The 20,517-nt window shown below is 42.2% G+C and carries 18 protein-coding genes; 12 read left to right on the plus strand and 6 right to left on the minus strand.

The genetic code is table 11. The annotated features are described in order from the left end of the window. Positions 1 to 179: 179 nt before the first annotated feature. The 7 genes from EAE93_RS06600 (at position 180) to EAE93_RS06630 (ending at position 4,403) form a co-directional block, all read left to right on the plus strand. Positions 180 to 848: a hypothetical protein gene (locus EAE93_RS06600; protein ID WP_214039493.1), complete on the plus strand. Its 669-nt coding sequence runs from the start codon at positions 180 to 182 to the stop codon at positions 846 to 848. Continuing rightward, entirely contained in the window at positions 845 to 1,063 is a 219-nt protein-coding gene (locus EAE93_RS06605) for a hypothetical protein (RefSeq protein ID WP_036774990.1), read from the plus strand. Before EAE93_RS06600 ends, EAE93_RS06605 begins: the two co-directional genes overlap by 4 nt. A 257-nt stretch (positions 1,064 to 1,320) precedes the next feature. Beyond that, a complete protein-coding gene (locus tag EAE93_RS06610) occupies positions 1,321 to 2,145 on the plus strand; it encodes a hemolysin BL-binding protein (protein ID WP_082302136.1) in 825 nt (274 codons plus the stop codon). Beyond that, positions 2,142 to 2,510 carry a hypothetical protein gene (locus EAE93_RS06615; RefSeq protein WP_036804986.1) on the plus strand — a complete coding sequence of 123 codons (369 nt, stop codon included), beginning with the start codon at positions 2,142 to 2,144 and terminating at the stop codon, positions 2,508 to 2,510. Before EAE93_RS06610 ends, EAE93_RS06615 begins: the two co-directional genes overlap by 4 nt. A 32-nt stretch (positions 2,511 to 2,542) precedes the next feature. Beyond that, a complete protein-coding gene (locus tag EAE93_RS06620) occupies positions 2,543 to 3,016 on the plus strand; it encodes a toxin C-terminal domain-containing protein (RefSeq protein WP_036804989.1) in 474 nt (157 codons plus the stop codon). Positions 3,017 to 3,019: 3 nt separating this feature from the next. Then, positions 3,020 to 3,475, plus strand: a complete 456-nt coding sequence (locus EAE93_RS06625) for a hypothetical protein (protein WP_036804992.1) — start codon at positions 3,020 to 3,022, stop codon at positions 3,473 to 3,475. A gap of 436 nt (positions 3,476 to 3,911) precedes the next feature. Beyond that, positions 3,912 to 4,403, plus strand: coding sequence for a DUF2569 domain-containing protein (locus EAE93_RS06630; RefSeq protein ID WP_214039348.1), 492 nt, complete (start codon positions 3,912 to 3,914; stop codon positions 4,401 to 4,403). Between the two features lie 516 nt (positions 4,404 to 4,919). Here the strand turns inward: EAE93_RS06630 and EAE93_RS06635 are convergent. The 3 genes from EAE93_RS06635 to mfd form a co-directional block, all read right to left on the minus strand. Then, positions 4,920 to 5,765 (minus strand): TauD/TfdA family dioxygenase, encoded by an 846-nt coding sequence (locus tag EAE93_RS06635; RefSeq protein ID WP_040152699.1) that lies wholly within the window; start codon positions 5,763 to 5,765, stop codon positions 4,920 to 4,922. A 66-nt stretch (positions 5,766 to 5,831) separates the two neighbouring features. Then, a complete protein-coding gene (gene pvcA / locus EAE93_RS06640) occupies positions 5,832 to 6,809 on the minus strand; it encodes an L-tyrosine isonitrile synthase (protein ID WP_036805003.1) in 978 nt (325 codons plus the stop codon). Between the two features lie 877 nt (positions 6,810 to 7,686). Beyond that, positions 7,687 to 11,133 (minus strand): transcription-repair coupling factor, encoded by a 3,447-nt coding sequence (mfd, locus tag EAE93_RS06645; RefSeq protein WP_214039349.1) that lies wholly within the window; start codon positions 11,131 to 11,133, stop codon positions 7,687 to 7,689. A 198-nt stretch (positions 11,134 to 11,331) separates the two neighbouring features. Between mfd and lolC the strand changes: the two genes are divergently transcribed. The 5 genes from lolC to pepT all read left to right on the plus strand — a co-directional run bounded on the left by lolC (position 11,332) and on the right by pepT (position 16,742). Then, positions 11,332 to 12,534, plus strand: coding sequence for a lipoprotein-releasing ABC transporter permease subunit LolC (gene lolC, locus EAE93_RS06650; RefSeq protein WP_214039350.1), 1,203 nt, complete (start codon positions 11,332 to 11,334; stop codon positions 12,532 to 12,534). Next, positions 12,527 to 13,231: a lipoprotein-releasing ABC transporter ATP-binding protein LolD gene (lolD, locus tag EAE93_RS06655; RefSeq protein ID WP_040152690.1), complete on the plus strand. Its 705-nt coding sequence runs from the start codon at positions 12,527 to 12,529 to the stop codon at positions 13,229 to 13,231. Before lolC ends, lolD begins: the two co-directional genes overlap by 8 nt. Then, positions 13,231 to 14,478, plus strand: coding sequence for a lipoprotein-releasing ABC transporter permease subunit LolE (gene lolE, locus EAE93_RS06660; RefSeq protein ID WP_105399397.1), 1,248 nt, complete (start codon positions 13,231 to 13,233; stop codon positions 14,476 to 14,478). Before lolD ends, lolE begins: the two co-directional genes overlap by 1 nt. Positions 14,479 to 14,569: 91 nt before the next feature. After that, positions 14,570 to 15,421, plus strand: coding sequence for a Sir2 family NAD+-dependent deacetylase (cobB, locus tag EAE93_RS06665; protein ID WP_036805014.1), 852 nt, complete (start codon positions 14,570 to 14,572; stop codon positions 15,419 to 15,421). Between the two features lie 55 nt (positions 15,422 to 15,476). Next, the gene (gene pepT, locus EAE93_RS06670) at positions 15,477 to 16,742 is read left to right on the plus strand and encodes a peptidase T (RefSeq protein ID WP_040152687.1); all 1,266 of its coding nucleotides are present in this window, start codon (positions 15,477 to 15,479) and stop codon (positions 16,740 to 16,742) included. A gap of 240 nt (positions 16,743 to 16,982) precedes the next feature. On the opposite strand, the gene EAE93_RS06675 is transcribed toward pepT, so the two are convergent. The 3 genes from EAE93_RS06675 to phoP all read right to left on the minus strand — a co-directional run bounded on the left by EAE93_RS06675 (position 16,983) and on the right by phoP (position 20,339). Further along, positions 16,983 to 18,104, minus strand: coding sequence for a ribosomal protein uL16 3-hydroxylase (locus tag EAE93_RS06675; RefSeq protein ID WP_214039351.1), 1,122 nt, complete (start codon positions 18,102 to 18,104; stop codon positions 16,983 to 16,985). An 83-nt stretch (positions 18,105 to 18,187) separates the two neighbouring features. Further along, the gene (gene phoQ / locus EAE93_RS06680) at positions 18,188 to 19,651 is read right to left on the minus strand and encodes a two-component system sensor histidine kinase PhoQ (RefSeq protein WP_036781507.1); all 1,464 of its coding nucleotides are present in this window, start codon (positions 19,649 to 19,651) and stop codon (positions 18,188 to 18,190) included. A gap of 19 nt (positions 19,652 to 19,670) precedes the next feature. Further along, complete coding sequence (gene phoP, locus EAE93_RS06685) at positions 19,671 to 20,339, minus strand: two-component system response regulator PhoP (RefSeq protein ID WP_036781478.1); 669 nt, start codon at positions 20,337 to 20,339, stop codon at positions 19,671 to 19,673. Positions 20,340 to 20,517: the final 178 nt, after the last annotated feature.

Below are 20,517 nucleotides of genomic sequence, written 5' to 3' on the forward strand. Positions count from 1 at the left end.
CGTTCGCCCGTTGCCGAAAAAGGCGCGACACTGACAATGGCACGGCGGGAAAAACCGGCCTTCGGGGGCGAAAAGCGCGTCAGGGGGTTTTGGGGTCGGCGACAAAGCAGCACGGGAAAAACCGGGTGGTAACTGACTGAGGGCATTAGGAAAATTGGTGTCCGGCGGCCAACTTCGCAATGGAATGGGTTGTTGCGGATAATAATGCTCTAGCTGTACCAATGCCACCACCACCGATAGCGGGTTCAAACACGGGTGAAGCCGTAAATGAAGCAAATCAGACGATAGCTTCAGCTGTGGACAAAAAATTGAAGGAAATGGGAGAATCTATAGATAAGGCGACTCAATGTTCCTTTGGCCGGGTATGTTCGTCAGATTATGTAGATGGTGAGAATCAACCCAATATATCAAAGGATCTGACAGATTCAGAGAAAGCCGAACTTGGTGGTTCAGGAACAGGAACACCGGGAGGACATGATCCAGAAGATGAGCAGAATGCCAGAAATAACAATCATATTGGCAAATGGTCAGTTGATGAATTGTCAAATGGAGCAAAATATACAGATCCGGCCTCAAAAAAAGGCGATTTGACACTTGCTGGTCGCGCTCTACAAAAACATGGTAGTCGGCCAGGTAGCATTTTTCCAGAGGCTAAAGGAAACCCATCTGCGATAAATGAACAAGGCCAAAAAATTGTAGATAGTATATTGAATGACCCGAACAAAAAGGTGATTCAAAGTAATACAGGACGATACGGTCAAGTTACTGATGTTATATCTTCTAATGGGCGTGGATTACGTTATGATGCTCAAGGTAGGCTTATAGGATTTTTGGAACCACCGAAATGACAAATAAATTAACAGCACAAATAGCGAGCTTGCCAGATCGAGAGAATGTTGTTTACGAGATCTTTTGGGGTACAGATCAAGTAGCAGAAGTCTCGAATGAACCTGAGCATGGCATGAGAATAGAGATCTTTTCTTGTCCGAATGGAGGAATATGGAACTTTGACTTTAGAGAATTCCGTGCTCTTGTAGAGCAAGTAGAAAAAAATATTATCTAAATATTTACCCCCCCGGTTTGTAAAAGCCGGGACTGTTTTTTTAGCCTACTCCGTCAACATCACAATGGCGGTAGTAAAGTTAAACGGTTGCTTACTGAGCAGGCTGTTGTTCTCTAACCGCATCTGGGGAAAGTGGACTATCTGGCTGAAAAAGCGCGTCGGGGCATTATAGGCTGGGTATCAAGCTGCACAGGGAAAAATCGTTTGTAACCGACTGAGTACATTGAGGTAATTGGTATCCGGCGGTCAACTTCGCAATGGAATGCGTTGTTGTGGACAATAACCACCTCAGTGTGGAGAAGAATCAATCACGCAGTGAGGAACTGGTTAATTGTCAGGGTGATACCAGTTGTCGTGCGACTGTCAGGGATAAATATCGGCAGGAATATGACAAGGTTCAGGAGCGGATAGCAACGTGTTCAGGCGCTGACCAGTGCGTTGCCGTTGCCAAAGAACTGCGGGCATTGCAAGGTGATTACAGCGCACGAATAGGCGAAATTCAGGAAAAAGCCAGAATGCAGGGGCTGGATTCCCTCACGCCGGCAGAAGTGCGGGAATGGGCAGATTTACGGGGTGCCATGTCAAATATTGACGCATCACGGAATTTGGTGCTCCATCGTGCCCAAGTCACCGGCGGTTCAGAAGAAACGACCCAGGAAATCGTGAAGATTATGGGGCAGACGGGAATTGCGGCGTCTGCGGGGGTGGCCGGAGGGATCAGTAAGGCTGGAGCAAAAGGCGGCGGAAATGTTGGAAAAGGTAAACAACCGTATCAACCGAATCAGGGGGCTGTTGGTAATATGGGAGAGTTCTTCAAGCAGCCAGGGTTTGGGAACGAAGCGAAAGCAGGTTCACAAAAAACCAGTAAAATATATCAGGGTCAAACGGTTTATAAAGCATCAAAGAACATTAATGATAATATCCGTAAAGGTGACCAGTTCTATCTGGATAATAAACATAAAAATCATCTTGAAGTTTTTGATAACAAAGGAAACTTTAGAGTTGTGTTAAATATGGATGGCTCCATTAATCTGGTCAAAACAAGGGCTGCGGAAGCTGAAGGGAGGAAATTACTAAAATGATTAGTGAAAACTATTTCGATGAATTAAAAAATATTTATCTTTATCTTTCAAAAGAGATATCAGAATGTCCAATAGATCAAGGAGATCTATTGATTGACTATGAGGATAAACAAGATGCTTTATTTGAACGAAATTTCGAGTCACTAAAAAATGCAAAGGAATTACTAAAACAAGCTAAGTTAAATGATGACAAAATCGCAATGCAGGCGGCGTTAGTTTATATCAGAGTGTATGCAATGGGACTGTCAAGCTTTTTTGATTCTTTTAAAGAAGATGCCGACTCTTTGTTAAAGGCTTCAGAGTGGCCGGACATCCCAGAGAATTACCAATTTCCAGAATGTTACAATTATCTACTTAGTAAATAGCATCAATCCCGGTTAATCTGAACTGCCCCCAAATGTTAGATAATCATCCGGCATTTAAAAGGGGCAATTCACTACATCCGGGAAAAGTGGCTTATCAGGCTAAAAAATCGCGTCAGGGCGTTGTGGGCCAGGCATCGAATCGCACCGAGGAAAATCGGTCTGGTGTTGCACCAAATCATACCGGCAACACAGAAAGTAAGTCGGATACTAGCGGAAGTACCACAATTACGCCGATTCCGGAAGAGCCGAATAAAGACGACTTAGCTTATCTGGCTCTGAAAGGAAAAGAAGCCCAAGAAGCAGCAGGGAAATTAGGCTTTGATCGGAGGATAGCTCCTCCTAAAGCATCATTTAACTCACATGGGCAACCTGTATTTTTTGATGGTAAAACCTATATTACTCCCGATGTTGATAGCCATAATGTTACTAATGGCTGGAAAATGTTTGACCGTAGAGGTAAGCGAATGGGGACTTACGATAGTGATCTGAACAGAGTTAAGGACTAATTGATGTTTGGTATATTTCCCGGTGATGCACCTATCAGAGAAAACAATGAGCTAGTTCTGCCTGCAACAATTATTATTGATACATTTACAGAAGCAGTTCACATACCTTTATCTTATTGGAGCTTTGAGGATTACAAGCGGAGTTGGCGAGCTTCTCTTGAGGAGGGTATACACAGTAAAAAACCTGTGGCGCTAGCTGTATCAATGTATGAACCTGATTATACAAATTTTATCTTTGTTTGGGTCATATATTTCTCAGGTGAGGAAGTTTTCTTGCAAAATAGCATCCTCTTTTTAGATGAGTGTCCAGGTTTTACTCCAGAGAAGATAAATAACTTCATAGAGTCGCGTACTACGTACAATGAAGACGGAATGAAAATATCTGAATGGAATACTGATCTGAATAGCATTATAGATTTTTATAACAGTCTTAAAGTTAATACAGAATCCCAGTCTTGAGTTAGGATTTTTACTTTATTGTCCACTAAATTATAGTGGACAATAACCACCTAAGTGTGGAGAAGAATCAATCGCGCAGTGAGAAACTGGTTAATTGTTAGGGTGATATCAACCGCTGTTCTGTTGTCCGGGATAAATATCGGCAGGAGTATGACAAGGTTCAGGCATGAATAACAAGCTGTACTGGTGCAGAGCAATGTGTTGCCGTTGCCAAAGAACTGCGGGTATTACAAAGTGATTACAGCGCGTTAATAGGAAAAATTCAGGGAAAAGCCAAGGTGAAATATTTTTTTTCACTTGGAGATGTAAATAACTACATTAAAAATAGGAGTATTTATCGGACTGACAAGTTATTAGTTTATATACTATCACCTGTATGATTTAACGTGAATTAACAATCAATCTTTGGATTAAAATTACTATTTGGAGAAATTTTATGAAGTGTATTAAATGTGAAAGTCCAGCATTACATGAATCAGACTTTTGTGCAGTATGTGAAGAGAAAGAATTAAGTGGCATTGGCGGGTTTCTCTATTTACCTGCAATAAATCTTATCTTTGCAATATTTGGCTCTTTATTTAGTTCATATAAAACAATGACAATCTTAAACTCTAGTTATGATTCTCTGGGTGAATTACGTATCCTTATAGGATTTGAGTTTTTCTGTTTTACAATTATTTTTGGAATTGCACTTTATACATCTATTCTCTTCTTTAGAAAAAAGAAGAAAACACCTTTGTTTTATATTATCCTGTTAGTTTTTACCTCATTATTTGTCATCACCGATTTAGCGTTGGCTCATTATGGATATGAAATAAAACTGGATTATAATCATCTTTTCTTGCTTTTTAGAACTGTGTTTTATGCATGTGTATGGGTGCCTTACTTTATTATATCTATTCGAGTTAAAAGGACATTTATTAAATAATGGTTAAAATTAAACTATTTTATAAACAATATTCAGTGGGAGTAGGTTAATTTTTTATAATTAATATTTGTTTGAAAAATATGACAGCCAAAACTACCTCGGCCTTGTGAATTGCTCCCCAAAATCAGAAAATTCAAATCACGCTTTCATTAAGGTCCGAGTCCTGTATTTTACTGGACTCAGACCATTTAATTTATACTTGATGCGTAAGCGTGCGGCGAAAAAGGGTAACAGTGTTATGGTCAAGAGAATTTATATTTCAGCTATTAATAACGACTATAATGGCAAAATGATTTTGGTTGATAATTGTTTTTTTACAATCAAAATAAACGTGTCAATGTTATACTGAGATTATCAAGGCTGGCGAAGGAGATAATTCAACAGATTTTAATTTTGCTCAAGAAAACGGTGGGTTCGACTAATAAATGCAATTTTTCATAAAGATAGATCATTTGACTCCCAATAAATTACAATGGGAATCAAATAATCTTTCTAGTTCTTTATCGTATAAGAATACTATGATCTTAACGCTTGGTTATTAAATACTGGATTGGATTGAATATGAATTCTCTGTAAATGCCGTTCTGATTTGGAGGTAAATCCTTCACGTCCATGTAGCAGAGAGAAGTTATCCACAATCACCAGATCGCCTTTTTTCCATGTATGAGCATATAAATGGCGTTTATCATAGAGTGTTTTGATGAAATCTTGCTGAAATTCCGCTACTTGATCAGGGCTGATGTTATGGTATTCAATAGCATGCTTATTCAGGAATTTTTCTCCATCTATTGCTGGTTCATTATATCTGATAACGTATCCGTTTCCGTCAGGATGTTCTTCCAGTAGAGGAGAATGAACCTCTCCACCATAATGAGTGACCTTATTAATGCGATAAGTAATAGATATATTTTTCCATTGTTCTAGTTGCTGTTGAGTAGCATTAGTAACAACACGACGAGTATTGACAAAGGTTGTTCTGCCCCCTTGGTCACTTTCAGGTGCGTGGGCGCAATGGAACATAATAAATTCAGGAATGGTCGGTTTATACATGCCGTCCCAGTGCAATGGCATATAGCTGTTATCAAAAACGTGATCGGTAGCATCTTGATGTTCACGAACATCCAAAATAGCACCAAACGGCCACATCATTATTTCTCCCCAATTATGGGCATATTCTTCATATTTTTTGTGGTCAGATAAGTCAGATTTGAAACCACGTAATATAAGCAGATTGTGTTTTCTAGTCAGTTCTTTCAGTTGTTCCACTGATAATGTATCAATATGTTGATCGGAATATTGAGGAGTAATTTTTAAACCAAATGGGGTTATCTCTTCTGTCTGGAAGTTATTTAATTCTGTCATCGATATTTTCCTTTAAATTATAATTTCTCTTTAAATCACCATATTACGTTAAATTACCATTTTACGTTAAATTACATAGTGACTGGGTTTTCCATGAATATTAACTAGCTTTCCACCCATCATCTGGACTTCTTTGTGTTTCATAAGTATGAATTGTCCATTTACATTGGCTGCGACACCGTGCCAAGGGGTTAACCAATCATCCCGGGTTGGCATCATATGAATACCAAGTTTAATACTACTTGCTGGCTGAGGATGAATAGATAAACGTATGGCGTTTGGAAAATGAGTATCTAATAAACTTCCCCATGCCCAACTTCGTTGAATAACACCGACGGCCCTTTGTTTGGCATCTTTTTGTAGGGCATTGTTTGATCCGGTATAGCCGGGTAACAAGCTGTCTTCATATAAGAAGCGGGTGACCGCACGGTATAATTGTAACCCATCACTATTTTGCAACAGTTCGTCTTTGATAGACTCTTCCGGGCGGGCATAATGTTTGACTAACAGATGTCTCTGTAAATTGAAATCATCACTATGTTCGCAAAGTTCCTTATCGTCATTAAGGTTAAATGTACTTAAATTGATAGCACCCACTTCATGAAGTAATTGTTTAATATCTTCATGATATTGGCTGATAACTGTATCATTGACGTGGATGAGATCACCGAAAACATGCCCATCAGAGCAAATAATAATGCGGGCGCCAGGCGGATAATAAAGCTGGATACGCTGGCAAAGAGAATTAAGAAAAATTAAAGATAGACGTTCTGCCATATCAGGAGCAGTACCAAGCACTTTATTTCTGTTTGGTGATTTTGTTGGGAATGCTGGTAAAATAAATTCGATAGGTTTTTTGTTCTTGATAAATTGTTCAATTCTGGGCAATTGTACAGTTTTAACAATCTCTTCTTCTTTAGCCGAATCCCTCCCTGCGTCAGTAAGGCGTCTGCGATATTGCAACAACTCACGCAGAATCTGCATAGAAATATTATTAGTGGAAACATTCTCGGAAGTAATATTATTAGCGGTGGTAATTTGCATAATTACGATTTCTCATATATTTGTTGCAAGTATATCTATTTTCAAAATAGATAAATAGCGGTTCAACTAATTGGTATAGGCGAAGTGTAAGATAATGCAATTAAAAGATAATATAATATTTAAGAATATCTAATAATTTATTTAATAATAAACAATATGTTTGAATATGATTTATATAATTAGTCAATATATTTGATTGATTGTTACATTAAGGCACCGTTTAATAGGGTTATTAAAACATTCGTTAACTGGTACGATCACTTCAATTAGACACTAGTTAAAGTTAAATGAGCGATGTGCAATGAGATTGAGGCTAATTTTATATTAGTCGTTTTTTGCTGAAATTGATTCTGAATAAGGTAAATAAGGCATTTTTTTGCTATTAATATATTGTTAATAATTATATGATGTGATTTTTGCATAAGGAAAAATTATGAGTTTAATGGGGGAAGATATCATTAAAGTAAATTACTGCATGAGGTTGATCATAAAGACCATTATTATGACTATATCTAGTTATTATCTTTCGTAAATAAAATTTTCCCATAATCCAATCAGATTAGTAATCTTCATTTTATATGCATATTGTCATAGGATTGTTATCTTAGAATAAATATTGATGAATAGATCACAGCATAATTATTCAATAGTACAAATGAATATTGGCCTCGATTTTGGCGGGATTACGTAGAAAAAAGGAGTTATGAAATGTGAATTAAATTGCAGTAAATAGCGTTTCATAATTCTGCTACACATAGCCTTATCCAACCCGTTGTTATATATGGAATTATGAGTGGTATAAGGTGTAGCGCTATTTTGGAATCTTATTTACTTCCCCACAGATTGGTAATCAATCATAGGGGAAGTTAACAGTGGTTTAAGAATGGATTTGATGATGTTCAAAAGTATCAAGTAATTGCTGAATGAATTCCAGACGTGTCATTCTTTCGTTCAGATCGGTGATGAATTTCAGTTTAGCGGGGCCATCCAACCGGTAGATTTCGGGCTGTTTCTGTAACAGGCCGATGAGATAAGTTGGATCGACTTTATGTTTCTCACTAAACTCGATGAACCCTCCTTTTTCATGGGCTTCTATTCGTTTAATACCTAACTTCTGAGCTGACAAGCGAATGGCTGCTGATTGTAATAAATGGCGCCCCGGATTAGGTAATGTGCCGAACCGGTCTATCAATTCAACCTTCAATTCTGTTAATTCTGATTCTTCCTTGGCGCTGGCAATACGTTTATAAAAAGACAAACGCATATTGACATCGGGAATATAATCATCGGGTAACAAAATAGGCATCCGCAATTCAACGTCAGTTTGGCTATTGCTCAAGTCTTCAAGTGAAGGTTTGCGGCCTGCTTTTAGTGCATCGACAGCACTTTCCAACATCTCCATGTAGAGAGTGAAGCCGATGGTTGTCATCTGACCACTCTGTTCTTCGCCCAAGAGTTCGCCGGCTCCACGGATTTCAAGGTCGTGAGTTGCCAATGCAAAACCTGCGCCTAAATCTTCAAGGGAGGCGATGGCTTCCAGACGTTTGTGTGCGTCGGTTGTCATTGCTTTCGGATGTGGTGTCAGTAGGTAAGCATAAGCCTGATGGTGGGAGCGTCCGACGCGTCCACGCAATTGATGCAATTGGGCCAGGCCGAAATGGTCAGCACGTTCAATAATGATGGTATTGGCGCTTGGAATATCGATGCCTGTCTCAATAATGGTGGTGCAAATCAGAACATTAAATCGTTGATGATGGAAATCAGTCATCACCCGTTCCAAATCCCGTTCACGCATCTGCCCATGACCAATTGCGAACCGTGCTTCTGGTACTAACTCTTCGAGACGCAGTTTCGCTTTCTCAATATTTTCAACATCGTTATAGAGGTAGTAGACCTGCCCACCGCGCAAAACTTCACGCAGTATGGCTTCTCGCACAACCAGACTGTCATACTCGCGCACGAAGGTTTTAACTGCCAGACGACGGGCGGGCGGGGTCGAAATAATTGAGAGATCCCGCATACTACTCATTGCCATATTGAGCGTCCGGGGAATTGGGGTTGCGGTAAGGGTCAGAATATCGACGTCGGCACGCATGGCTTTGATCTGCTCTTTGTGGCGAACACCAAACCGATGTTCTTCATCGACAATTAACAAGCCAAGGTCTTTCCAACGCAGGTCGCTTTGTAGCAGTTTATGCGTGCCAATAATAATATCGACTTTACCTTCGGCTGCCATTTCAACGACTTGCTGCTGTTCTTTGGCGCTGCGGAAGCGGGATATCATCTCAATACGTACGGGCCAATTTGCAAAACGGTCGCGGAAATTATCAAAATGTTGTTGAGCCAGTAGGGTTGTCGGAACCAGGACCGCTACTTGTTTGTCATTATGGACTGCCAGAAATGCGGAGCGCATTGCAACTTCGGTTTTGCCAAATCCTACATCACCGCAAATTAAGCGATCCATCGCTACGGGTTGACACATATCATTCAGAACGGCGTTAATCGCTTGTTCCTGATCTGGGGTCGTTTCGAATGGAAAGCTCTGACAGAACAGTTGGTATTGTTCCCAATCATGTTTAAAAGCAAATCCGGGTTTTACGGCGCGGTGAGCATAAATATCAAGCAGTTCCGCGGCCACATCGCGCACTTTTTCGGCTGCTTTCTGGCGGGCTTTGTTCCATGCTTCTCCGCCCAATTTGTGTAATGGGGCATTTTCATCAGCACCACCTGCGTAGCGGCTGATTAGATGCAGGGAAGATACCGGAACATAGAGTTTGTCGTCGCTGGCATAACTTAGGATCAGATATTCAGCTTGGATACCACCTGCTTCCAGCGTAGTTAACCCCTGGTAGCGGCCAACGCCATGCTCCAAATGGACCACCGGCTGATTGGGGTGTAATTCTGCAAGGTTACGGATCAGGGTATCGGTATTAATCGTGCGGCGGGTATCTTGACGGCGGCGAACAATACGCTCACCGAGCATGTCACTTTCACAGATTAGAGCAAATTCATTCTTTGTATCGATAAAACCATGTTCAGCGGCACCAATCATCAAAAAGTGGCCGGGTTGTTGCGCCTGATTTAATCTATTGATTTTAATTGGTTTAATCTTTATTCGTGACAATAATTCCTGTAATGCTTCTTTTCGTCCTTCGCTTTCGACGGAGAAAATTACGCGGCCACTGAATTGTTCCAGGAAACGGCGAAGTTTATCCAGCGGCGCCTTATTTTGTGCAACAACGGAAAGATCGGGCAGTAATTGATAATCAAGGTTTACGTGGCTCGTTTTTTTACTCAATTCTTCCGCTTTAAGTTGAATGCGGGGCCAGTTTTTTAGCGCTGAAAATAATTTATCCGCCGGAAGCCAAAGCTCTTCTGGGGGGAGGAGAGGGCGCATTGGATCAATTTTACGGCTCTCGAAGCGCTGTTGAATATCTTGCCAGAAACGTTCAGCGGCATTATTGATTTCTTGGCTAAGAATCAGGGTGTTATCAGGCAGGTAATCAAACAATGCAGGCAGAGGTTGGCTGAAAAACAATGGTTGCCAGTATTCTATCCCTGCCGGTAGCGTACCTTTGCTGACTTGCTGATAAATATGCTCACTGTCACGACGGACTTCGAAACGTTCCCGCCATTGGCTGCGAAACAGTTCAATCGTCTCTTTATCTGTTGGGAATTCATGAGCAGGCAGTAGGTTGATTTGCTTAACCTCAGTTAGCGTGCGTTGGCTGTCGACATCGAAAATGCGTAAGCTATCGATTTCATCATCGAAAAAATCAATACGATAAGGATGCTCGCTTCCCATTGGAAAGAGATCAAGTAGTGCGCCACGAGTAGCAAATTCGCCATGCTCAAGAACTTGTTCGACACTACGGTAGCCGGCCTGTTCTAATTCAGCACGAAGTTTGTCCCGCGAGAGTCTCTGACCTTTATGCATAACCAATGCATGTCCGTTAAGGTACTCATGAGGGCAAACCCGTTGCATTAAGGTATTTATCGGCAGGATTAAAACACCTTTGGTCATCGTCGGCAGACGGTAAAGTGTAGACAGGCGGTTGGAAATGATTTCCTGATGGGGAGAAAAGCTGTCATACGGCAGTGTTTCCCAATCGGAAAGAAGATCAACCGGGCAGTCGGTAAACTGATGGATTTCATCATGCAGACGCAAAGCGTTTTGCATGTCTTTGGTTATCAGTACGACAGGCCCTTGATGGCGCTCGATAATTTCAGCACACTCTACAGCGCAAGCGGCGCCAATAAGTCGACCTAATTGACGGTTATCACCGCGGCGCTCAGGAAGTTCATAACGATATTTTGAGGACATAAGCGTAAATGTGTTCTCTATGATTCAGTCCATTCCCAACGGGCTTTCGACGCATATATGGTCTTCAAGTAAACACGCAGGCTGGTTGAGAGAAAATAAAAAAACCACAGAATCTGGGTGTTGGTGGTTCCATAAAATATAACTACCCTTTATTATCCCCGAACACTTTGCTTTGGCAACAGGGGCGTAACAGATTTCATGTTTCAATCTGTCTCATTATTTATAGGTTTACGGTATATGCGTGGCCGGGCGGCTGACAAATTTGGTCGGTTTGTCTCATGGCTATCAGCAATTGGCATTACTCTCGGTGTTGCTGCATTAATTACAGTATTGTCTGTGATGAACGGTTTTGAGCGTTCATTGGAAACTAGCATTCTCGGCTTTATGCCACAGGCGATTGTGACGTCGGTAAACGGCTCGCTAGACCCAAAAGCGCATCCTGTTAGTGAACTTGCGGATCTAAAGCAGATTAACAGGGTTACCCCATTGGTGACGGGGGATGTGGTATTGCAAAGCGCCCGGAATGTCGGTGTCGGTGTGATGTTGGGCATCACTTCTGATGAATATGAGCCGCTGGCTGAATATTTAAACGGTGCTTATCGTCATCAACTTGAACCCGGTAGCTACAATGTTATTTTGGGCGAAAGAGTAGCCGGGGAGCTTGGCGTAAAACGTGGTGATCGCATTCGCCTGATGGTGCCAGGTGCAAGTCAGTTGACGCCAATGGGACGTATTCCTAGTCAGCGTCTATTTACTGTTATTGGTACTTTTGCATCTAATAGCGAAGTCGATGGCACACAGATTCTGGTTAACCAGCAAGATGCGGCTCGTCTGATGCGCTATCCGCCAGGTCACATTACTGGCTGGCGTCTCTATCTCTCAGAACCATTGGCTGTAGATAGTTTGAGCTTACAAAACTTGCCTGAGGGATTGTTGTGGAAAGATTGGCGCGAACGTAAAGGTGAGTTTTTCCAAGCGGTCAGGATGGAAAAAAACATGATGGGCTTATTGTTAAGCCTGATTATTGCTGTGGCTGCATTCAATATCATTACTTCGCTTGGTTTACTGGTAATGGAAAAACAGGGTGAAGTGGCGATTTTGCAAACACAGGGGCTGGTACGGCGTCAGGTGATGGCGATTTTTATGATCCAAGGCGCGGGAGCCGGGATCATCGGCACTTTACTGGGAACTGGGCTTGGTGTTCTGCTTTCCAGTCAGCTTAATAACTTAATGCCGCTTATTGGCTTGTTGACCTCAGGGGTTGAACTGCCTGTTGCCATTGAACCGCTACAGGTTGTTACAATCGCAATTTCAGCGATGGCGATTGCCCTATTATCTACGTTATATCCTTCCTGGCGTGCGGCTGCCGTCCAACCTGCTGAGGCTTTGCGTTATGAATAATCAACCACTATTGTTGTGTAATAATCTGTGTAAAAAATATCAGGAAGGACAAGTACTGACCGAGGTGCTGAAAAATGTCACTTTTGCTATCAATCAGAGTGAAATGATGGCGGTTGTGGGAAGTTCAGGTTCAGGTAAGAGTACGCTTCTGCATTTGCTTGGTGGATTGGATACGCCGACTTCTGGTGAAGTCCTGTTTAAAGGGCGCTCGTTGAATAAAATGTCTTCCAGTGCCAGGGCGGAACTGCGTAATCATGAATTGGGCTTTATTTATCAATTTCACCATCTGTTGCCAGATTTTAATGCGATAGAGAATGTCGCTATGCCGCTGTTGATCGGCGGTAAAAATCGTAATCAGGCGCAGAGGAAAGCATTAGAAATGCTGGCGGCTGTTGGTCTGGAGAAGCGAGCCCATCACCGCCCATCAGAATTATCGGGAGGTGAACGCCAGCGTGTGGCAATTGCCAGAGCGTTGGTGAATGAACCCTCTTTAGTTTTAGCGGATGAACCTACCGGCAACCTCGATTTACGTAATGCAGATAGCATTTTTGCATTACTGGGCGAGCTCAACCAGCAGCAAGGCACGGCATTTCTGGTCGTCACCCATGATTTGAATCTCGCCGGCAGATTAAATCGTCAGGTGGAAATGCGTGATGGTTATTTACAGGATAAATTGACCCTGGCGGGGGCGTTGTAATGGCGAATTTGCCTCTCTCTTTGGTCACTGCTTTGCGATTTAGTCGCGGGCGTCGCCGTGGCGGTATGGTATCTCTGATTTCTGTGATTTCTACGCTAGGGATTATGCTTGGTGTCGCTGTTCTGATTATTGGTCTGAGTGCCATGAATGGTTTTGAACGAGAATTGAGAAACCGCATCCTCTCTGTTGTTCCTCATGGTGAAATCTATACGGTTCATCAGCCTTTTGAACAGTGGCAACCTGCATTGGAACGGGTAAAAAACACAACTGGCGTGGTTGCTGCTTCACCTTATATTACTTTCACTGGCTTGATGGAAAAAGGCGCCAGCTTACATGCGGTTCAGGTGAGAGGCGTTGATTTAGCCACTGAATCTCAGGTCAGCTCATTACCGCAATTTGTACAAGATAATGCCTGGCAAGATTTTCAGGCAGGTCATCAACAGGTCATTCTGGGGCAGGGGGTTGCTAATGCCTTGAAGGTTAAACAGGGTGACTGGCTGACTGTTATGATCCCGAACAATGATCCTGAGATGAAATTGTTGCAACCGAAACGAATTCGTTTGCAGGTTAGCGGGATTTTTCAATTGAGCGGCTTGCTTGATCATAGTCTGGCTCTGATTCCTTTGGCTGACGCGCAACAATATTTGGATTATGGACAGGGAATCACGGGCATTGCGCTCAAGGTCGATGATGTATTTGCCGCTGATCAGCGGGTAAGGTCTGCCGGGGAAGCATCACAAGAGTATGTCTATATCAGCAGTTGGATGAGAAGTTATGGCTATATGTACCATGATATTCAGATGGTACGTAGCATTATGTATCTGGCGATGATTCTGGTGATTGGCGTAGCGTGTTTTAATATCGTTTCTACCTTGATTATGGCGGTAAAAGATAAAAGTAGTGATATTGCTATCCTGCGAACTCTTGGCGCTAAAGATAGGCAAATTAGAGCAGTTTTTCTCTGGTATGGGTTACTGACGGGTATGACGGGCAGTATTGCCGGTGTTGTAGCCGGTGTGTTGACATCACTGAATCTGACAGCGCTGATTCATGGGTTGGAAAAGTTGATCGGGCATCAATTTCTTTCTGGCGATGTTTACTTCATTGATTTCCTGCCATCTGAGTTACATGGCATGGATGTTCTGTATGTTCTGGCGACGGCTCTGATTCTGAGTTTATTGGCCAGTTGGTATCCGGCGCGACGAGCAAGTAGACTTGATCCGGCCCGAATTTTAAGTGGAAAATAATTAATCTATTATTGGCATGAGCTGATCAAAACGTTATGGTGTAAAAAACAGAAACCTAAGCAGCATTTAAGAAATCTTAAAGGAAGTCAGTATGCGAGTTCGTCGTCGGCTTAGTCGGCTTGGCCGACTTCGTAAGGTTAAACGTTTGAGACAACAGAGATTTCGTAGCCGGATTTTTTATAGGGATAATCGATTGGCGCTTAATATGAAAAAACCTTACATCGTGGTGTTGACGGGGGCCGGTATTTCGGCCGAATCGGGTATTCGGACTTTCCGCTCTTCTGATGGGTTGTGGGAAGAGCACCGGGTGGAAGATGTTGCCACACCTGAGGGATTTCAGAAAGATCCAGAATTGGTGCAGGCATTTTATAATGCTCGTCGTCATCAACTTCAGCAATCAGAAATAAAACCGAATGCAGCGCATTATGCTTTAGCCGCGCTGGAGCGTGAGCTTGGCGATAATTTTTTATTGATTACTCAGAATATCGATAATCTTCATGAGCGGGCGGGCAGCTATCGTACGGTGCATATGCATGGTGAATTGCTCAAAATTCGTTGTTGCCAATCTGGACAAGTGTTTGAGTGGACAGGCGATTTGACGACAGATGAACGCTGCCATTGTTGTCAGTTCCCCTCGCCATTGCGTCCACATGTTGTTTGGTTTGGTGAAATGCCTTTGGAGATGGAACAGATCTATTCCGCACTGGCTCAGGCAGATATTTTTATCGCTATCGGCACCTCAGGCCATGTTTATCCTGCGGCTGGGTTTGTACATGAAGCTAAACTGGCAGGGGCGCACACGGTAGAGTTGAACTTAGAACCGAGTCAGGTGGAAAGTTTATTTGATGAAAAGCATTATGGGCCGGCTAGTAAGATAGTAGATGAGTATGCCAGAAGGTTAATTGATAGTATTAAAGAATTTAAAGCTGATTTGACGCAATAATTATTGTGTTTCTCTTCCTCATAATGGGTAACAAAATCCCTGGGGGAAGAGAATAATGGACAGATTACTAGAACGTTTTTTTAAATACATATCCTTTGATACTCAGTCAAAGCCGTCAGCGAAGACTATTCCCAGTAGTCATGGACAGCTCGAACTTGCTAACGCGCTGAAGCAGGAACTGATCGAATTAGGTTTTTCCAATGTGGTACAGGATGCTCATGGTTGTGTGATGGCGACATTACCTGCCAATACATCTTGGCCTGTACCTGCTATCGGTTTTATTGCTCACCTTGACACTTCACCTGATTTCTCTGGAAAAAATGTCAGTCCACAAATGTTGGAAAATTATCGAGGCGGCGAGATTGCTCTGGGAGCGGGTAATGAAGTGTTATCGCCGGTTATGTTTCCTATCTTGCATAACATGTTAGGGAAAACATTGATTACCACCGATGGTAAAACGCTGCTTGGCGCCGATGATAAGGCGGGTATTGCGGAAATCATTACTGCAATGGTTCGTCTGAAAAATAGCAATATCTTACATGGTGATATTCGGATTGCGTTTACACCTGATGAGGAGATAGGTAAGGGAGCAAGCTATTTTGATATTAATTCATTTGATGCTGAATGGGCATACACTGTAGATGGTGGTGGTGTAGGTGAATTGGCGTTTGAGAATTTCAATGCGGCAGTAGTAACCGTTAAGATTGTTGGCAATAATATCGACTCTGGTAATGCTAAAAATATCATGATCAATGCATTATCGCTGGCGATCCATATCCATCAGGCATTGCCATCAGAAGAAACACCGGAACATACCGATGGATATGAAGGCTTTTATCATTTGCAACGTATTAAAGGCACGGTTGAGCGTGCTGAAATGCACTATATCATTCGTGATTTTGATCGGAATAACTTCGAAGAGCGTAAAAAGAAGATGATTAAAATTGCTGAAAAAGCCGGTGAAGGGTTGCATTCTGGTTGTTATATCGAACTGACTATCGATGACAATTATTACAATATGCATGATGAAGTTATCAAATATCCGCATGTTATTGAGATTGCCAAACAAGCAATGCTGGATTGTAATATTGAACCCGTTATTAAACCTATTCGTGGTGGTACTCATGGCGCGCAATTGTCATTCCGTGGTCTACCTTGCCCGAATATATTCATGGGAGGGTATAATTATCATGGTAAACATGAATTTGTTTCGTTGGAAGGCATGGAACAGGCTGTCAATGTTGTCATGCGTATTGCTGAATTAACCGCATTGTTGTCTAAAAAATCGGAAATAAGTCCGTCGTTGTGCAGCATTAACTAAGTCGATAATTTGCTGTGTTGTTTTTCGATATATGCAATAAATTAATAGGTCTTGCTTTCTGTTTGTGAGTGATAGAAACAGCATGATTCATTTGTGCTTTCCTTTAATATACAAATCCCAAAATTGCCTTTGAATCAGAGGATCTGATTCAAAGGCAGCGAGTTAATAACTAAATTAGGCGCTAAACAGAATTAATGATCTTTGATAACTCTATTGAAATTAACCTTTTGAGGTGAGGTATCAATCATTAAAGTACCAGTAACCACTATTAACCAATGCAGTGAGCAGCCTGATAAAACGAACATCATCTATCGCTTCACCAAGCATTTCGGCATTAATTTCATAATAGTGACAAAGAACATCAGCCGCTTTAATATGAGGCGTATCTATTAATTCACCGTTAACAAAGCACTGATCACCAATCCTTATAACTCGTAGTCCATTAAGGCGGTGGAGATTTTCACCTTGTTTCATTAATTCATAAATTTCATCACTTTCATAAGGTGGTTCTGGTGGAGCAATATCAAGTTCATGCCGTGACTGAGAGATGAATTCACCAAACCATTGCTGGAAAGTGTCAGGTTGTGCCAATAACTCGTTCATCATGGCATGTAGCTTTGATAATTCATGCGGCTGGACCAGTGCTGGATTTTCACGGAAAGTCAGATCAGGATCGTTATAACGATAGCTGCCTAAATCATTAGCCAGCACATAATCGGCGAAGCTACTGAAAAGCTCACGGGAATTGGGGGCGCGGAAACCAACTGAATAATTTAGTGACTCTTCGATGGCATAACCTTCATGCGGAAATCCAGGTGGGATATAGAGAATATCGCCTGGCTCCATCTCTTCGTCAATAATGGCATTAAAGGGATCAACCTGTAATAGATCGGGGTGAGGGCAGCGCTGTTCCATTGGTAGCTTTTCCCCGATGCGCCAGCGACGGCGACCCATTCCTTGAATGATAAATACATCGTATTGGTCTAGATGCGGACCAACACCACCTCCGGGAACAGAGAAGGAGACCATCAGATCGTCTATCCGCCAGTCAGATAATATGCGGAATGGTTGCATTAATGCGGCGGAAGGATGGTGCCAATGATTAACCGCTTGTACCAGCAGTGACCACTCTTTTTCACCTAAATGATCGTAACTTTCAAATGGACCATGAGAGACATCCCAACGGCCATTTTTCTGGCTGACTAGGCGGCAGTCAACTTCATTTTCCATAGCCAGACCCGCGAGTTCATCGGGAGTAAGGGGATCAATGAATTGACGGAAGCCTTGTTTAATCAGTAAAGGCCGTTTTTGCCAATGATTATGCAAAAATGCCTGCCAGTCCAGGTTCAACTGATAATCCATAGTGACATCCTGAGTGTGAAGTGAATTTCAGGGTATTATAACCAATAGTTAAATCCAGTATCAGACTGTACTGGCATATTTAACTAATCGTCATCATTAATTTGCTGGCATCGGAATATAACGCAAATTCTGGCGCCACCAAGCGGGCTGTCACTGATACTGATATCACCTTTATATTGTTCGATAATTTCAGAAGCAATTGACAATCCTAGCCCTTGACCGGGCTTTAAAGTATCAACACGTTGGCCTCGCTGGAAAATCATTGCCCGTTTTTCAGGCGGCACCCCTGGACCATCGTCATCGACAATAATCATTACCGAATCGTGATCGATCGCCACAGAGATCTCAACAAATTTAAGGCAATATTTACAGGCGTTTTCCAACACATTACCCATGACTTCCATAAAGTCGTTTTTCTCACCAAGCCAGGTGATCTCCGGTGAGACATCTAACGTGAGACTGACGCCTTTACGCTGATAGACTTTTGTTAAAGCGCTGCACAGGCTATCCAGTAAAGCAGGAACAGAAGAAACTTTCCGCATAATGGCGCTATGTTCACTGCGCATACTGGCTCGATGTAGATAATAGCCTATCTGCTGAGAAATACGGCCAATTTGCTCTAGCATGATAGGTTCTGCCTGTTGAATAGTCATTTGTTTGCTGTCGCGTAAAGAACGGAGAGTTGATTGTAAAACAGCCAGTGGCGTTTTCAAGCTGTGTGTCAGATCAGCGAGCGTTGTCCGGTATTTTGTATAGCGGTTGCGTTCATTATTGAGCAACACATTAAGATTACGCACTAGCCCCCGCAGCTCTGTCGGGGGATTCTCATCCAGTTTTTCCCGTTCACCTTTTTCTAACGAACTGATCTGATGAATAAGCGATTTAATTGGCCGTAAACTCCAGTGTGCCGCCAGCCAGATTAATGGGATAACCAGAATAAGATTGGCAATCAATACATAACCGAACCACTCCCACACCAGAACCGCTTTTTGTAAATCCTGTGGAATGGTATCGATGACTACAATAGTTAATGCTGGCAAATGAGCTGTCGCGCTATATCTGTTGACGGAAACGGAGTGGGTTAGCTCGTTATCTTCATTTTCGTCAAGTGCGTCAAGTTTACCTAATTGCCCTTGTGTGTTAGCCGAATTTTTTAGTAAGTCGCGGCTGCTTTTTAGATCAGTATCCAGTTCATATAAACCGTCTTCTTTTAACCATTCACTGGGAATAGAGTTTTCGACTTTTGGGATATGGCGTTGACGCCAGAGGATGGTGCCTTTGTTGTTATAAATCAGAACCAATGATGGGTTATTCAGTGTGAAATTAGGTGGTACTGAAATATCCAGCTTATTATTATTCCACTGTGCAAGGCTGAAAAATAGGTTACTCTGACTGCGTAGCAGTGTATAAGCAGTTTTATCAAAACTAACCAGATAACCGACAATGGCGACAATACCGTAAGACATGGTAAGAGCAAGAATAACCGCCGCAGTTGCCATTAAAAACCGGGTACGGAGTGAGAAAGGCTGCTTTTTGTGCTTAAGCACTTTTTTACCTATGAAAGTCTTACACATCAAAGCGATAGCCTTGGCCACGAACAGTTACGATAGCTTCATAGGGCCAGATATCCAATATTTTCTTCCTTAGCCGACCTATTAAGACATCGATGGAGTGGCCTTCGCGCAGTTCAGCATCGGGATATAATTGGCGCATTAATGACTCTTTAGTGACAACTTTGTCGCTATTACACATCAGTATTTCAATGATTCGGTATTCAAACGCCGTTAGTTTGACGCTCTCTCCGTAAACTGTTAACTCCTTGCGTGACAGATCAATTTTGAAAGGCGGGAATTCAATGATCTGAGAAACTAGCCCATTATTACGGCGTAAGAGTGCCTGCATACGAGCAATAATTTCTTCAAGATGAAAAGGCTTGGTAACATAGTCATCCGCTCCTGCATCAAGAACCGTGACTTTTTCTTGCCAGCTTTCGCGGGCGGTCAGAACAAGAATGGGGAGTTTTTCATCTTTTTGGCGCCAGCGACGGATCAAACTCAAACCATCTTCTCCGGGCAAACCAAGATCAACAATGGCAATATCGGGTTCGCTCTCGACCAGATAGTAATCGGCTTCTTTGGCATTTGCCGCGGCATCAACTAGATGACCGGTATCACGAAGCTGTACCGTTAAATGGTGACGCAGTAACATGTTGTCTTCAACGATCAATATCCGCATGGAATAATCCTTCTCAACTCCAGCAGGCAGTATTGTAATAATCAATTCATTCGGACTGTTATATAGACAAAACTGCCAGTAAAAAATTCAATGCAATGGTTCTGGCTGAACATGTTAGATACATGGATCTGTAACAGCAAGACGTTAAGTAGAAATAGAGAATATAACTTTAAAGTGT

The organism is Photorhabdus akhurstii, assembly GCF_018448925.1.
Taxonomy (GTDB): domain Bacteria; phylum Pseudomonadota; class Gammaproteobacteria; order Enterobacterales; family Enterobacteriaceae; genus Photorhabdus; species Photorhabdus akhurstii.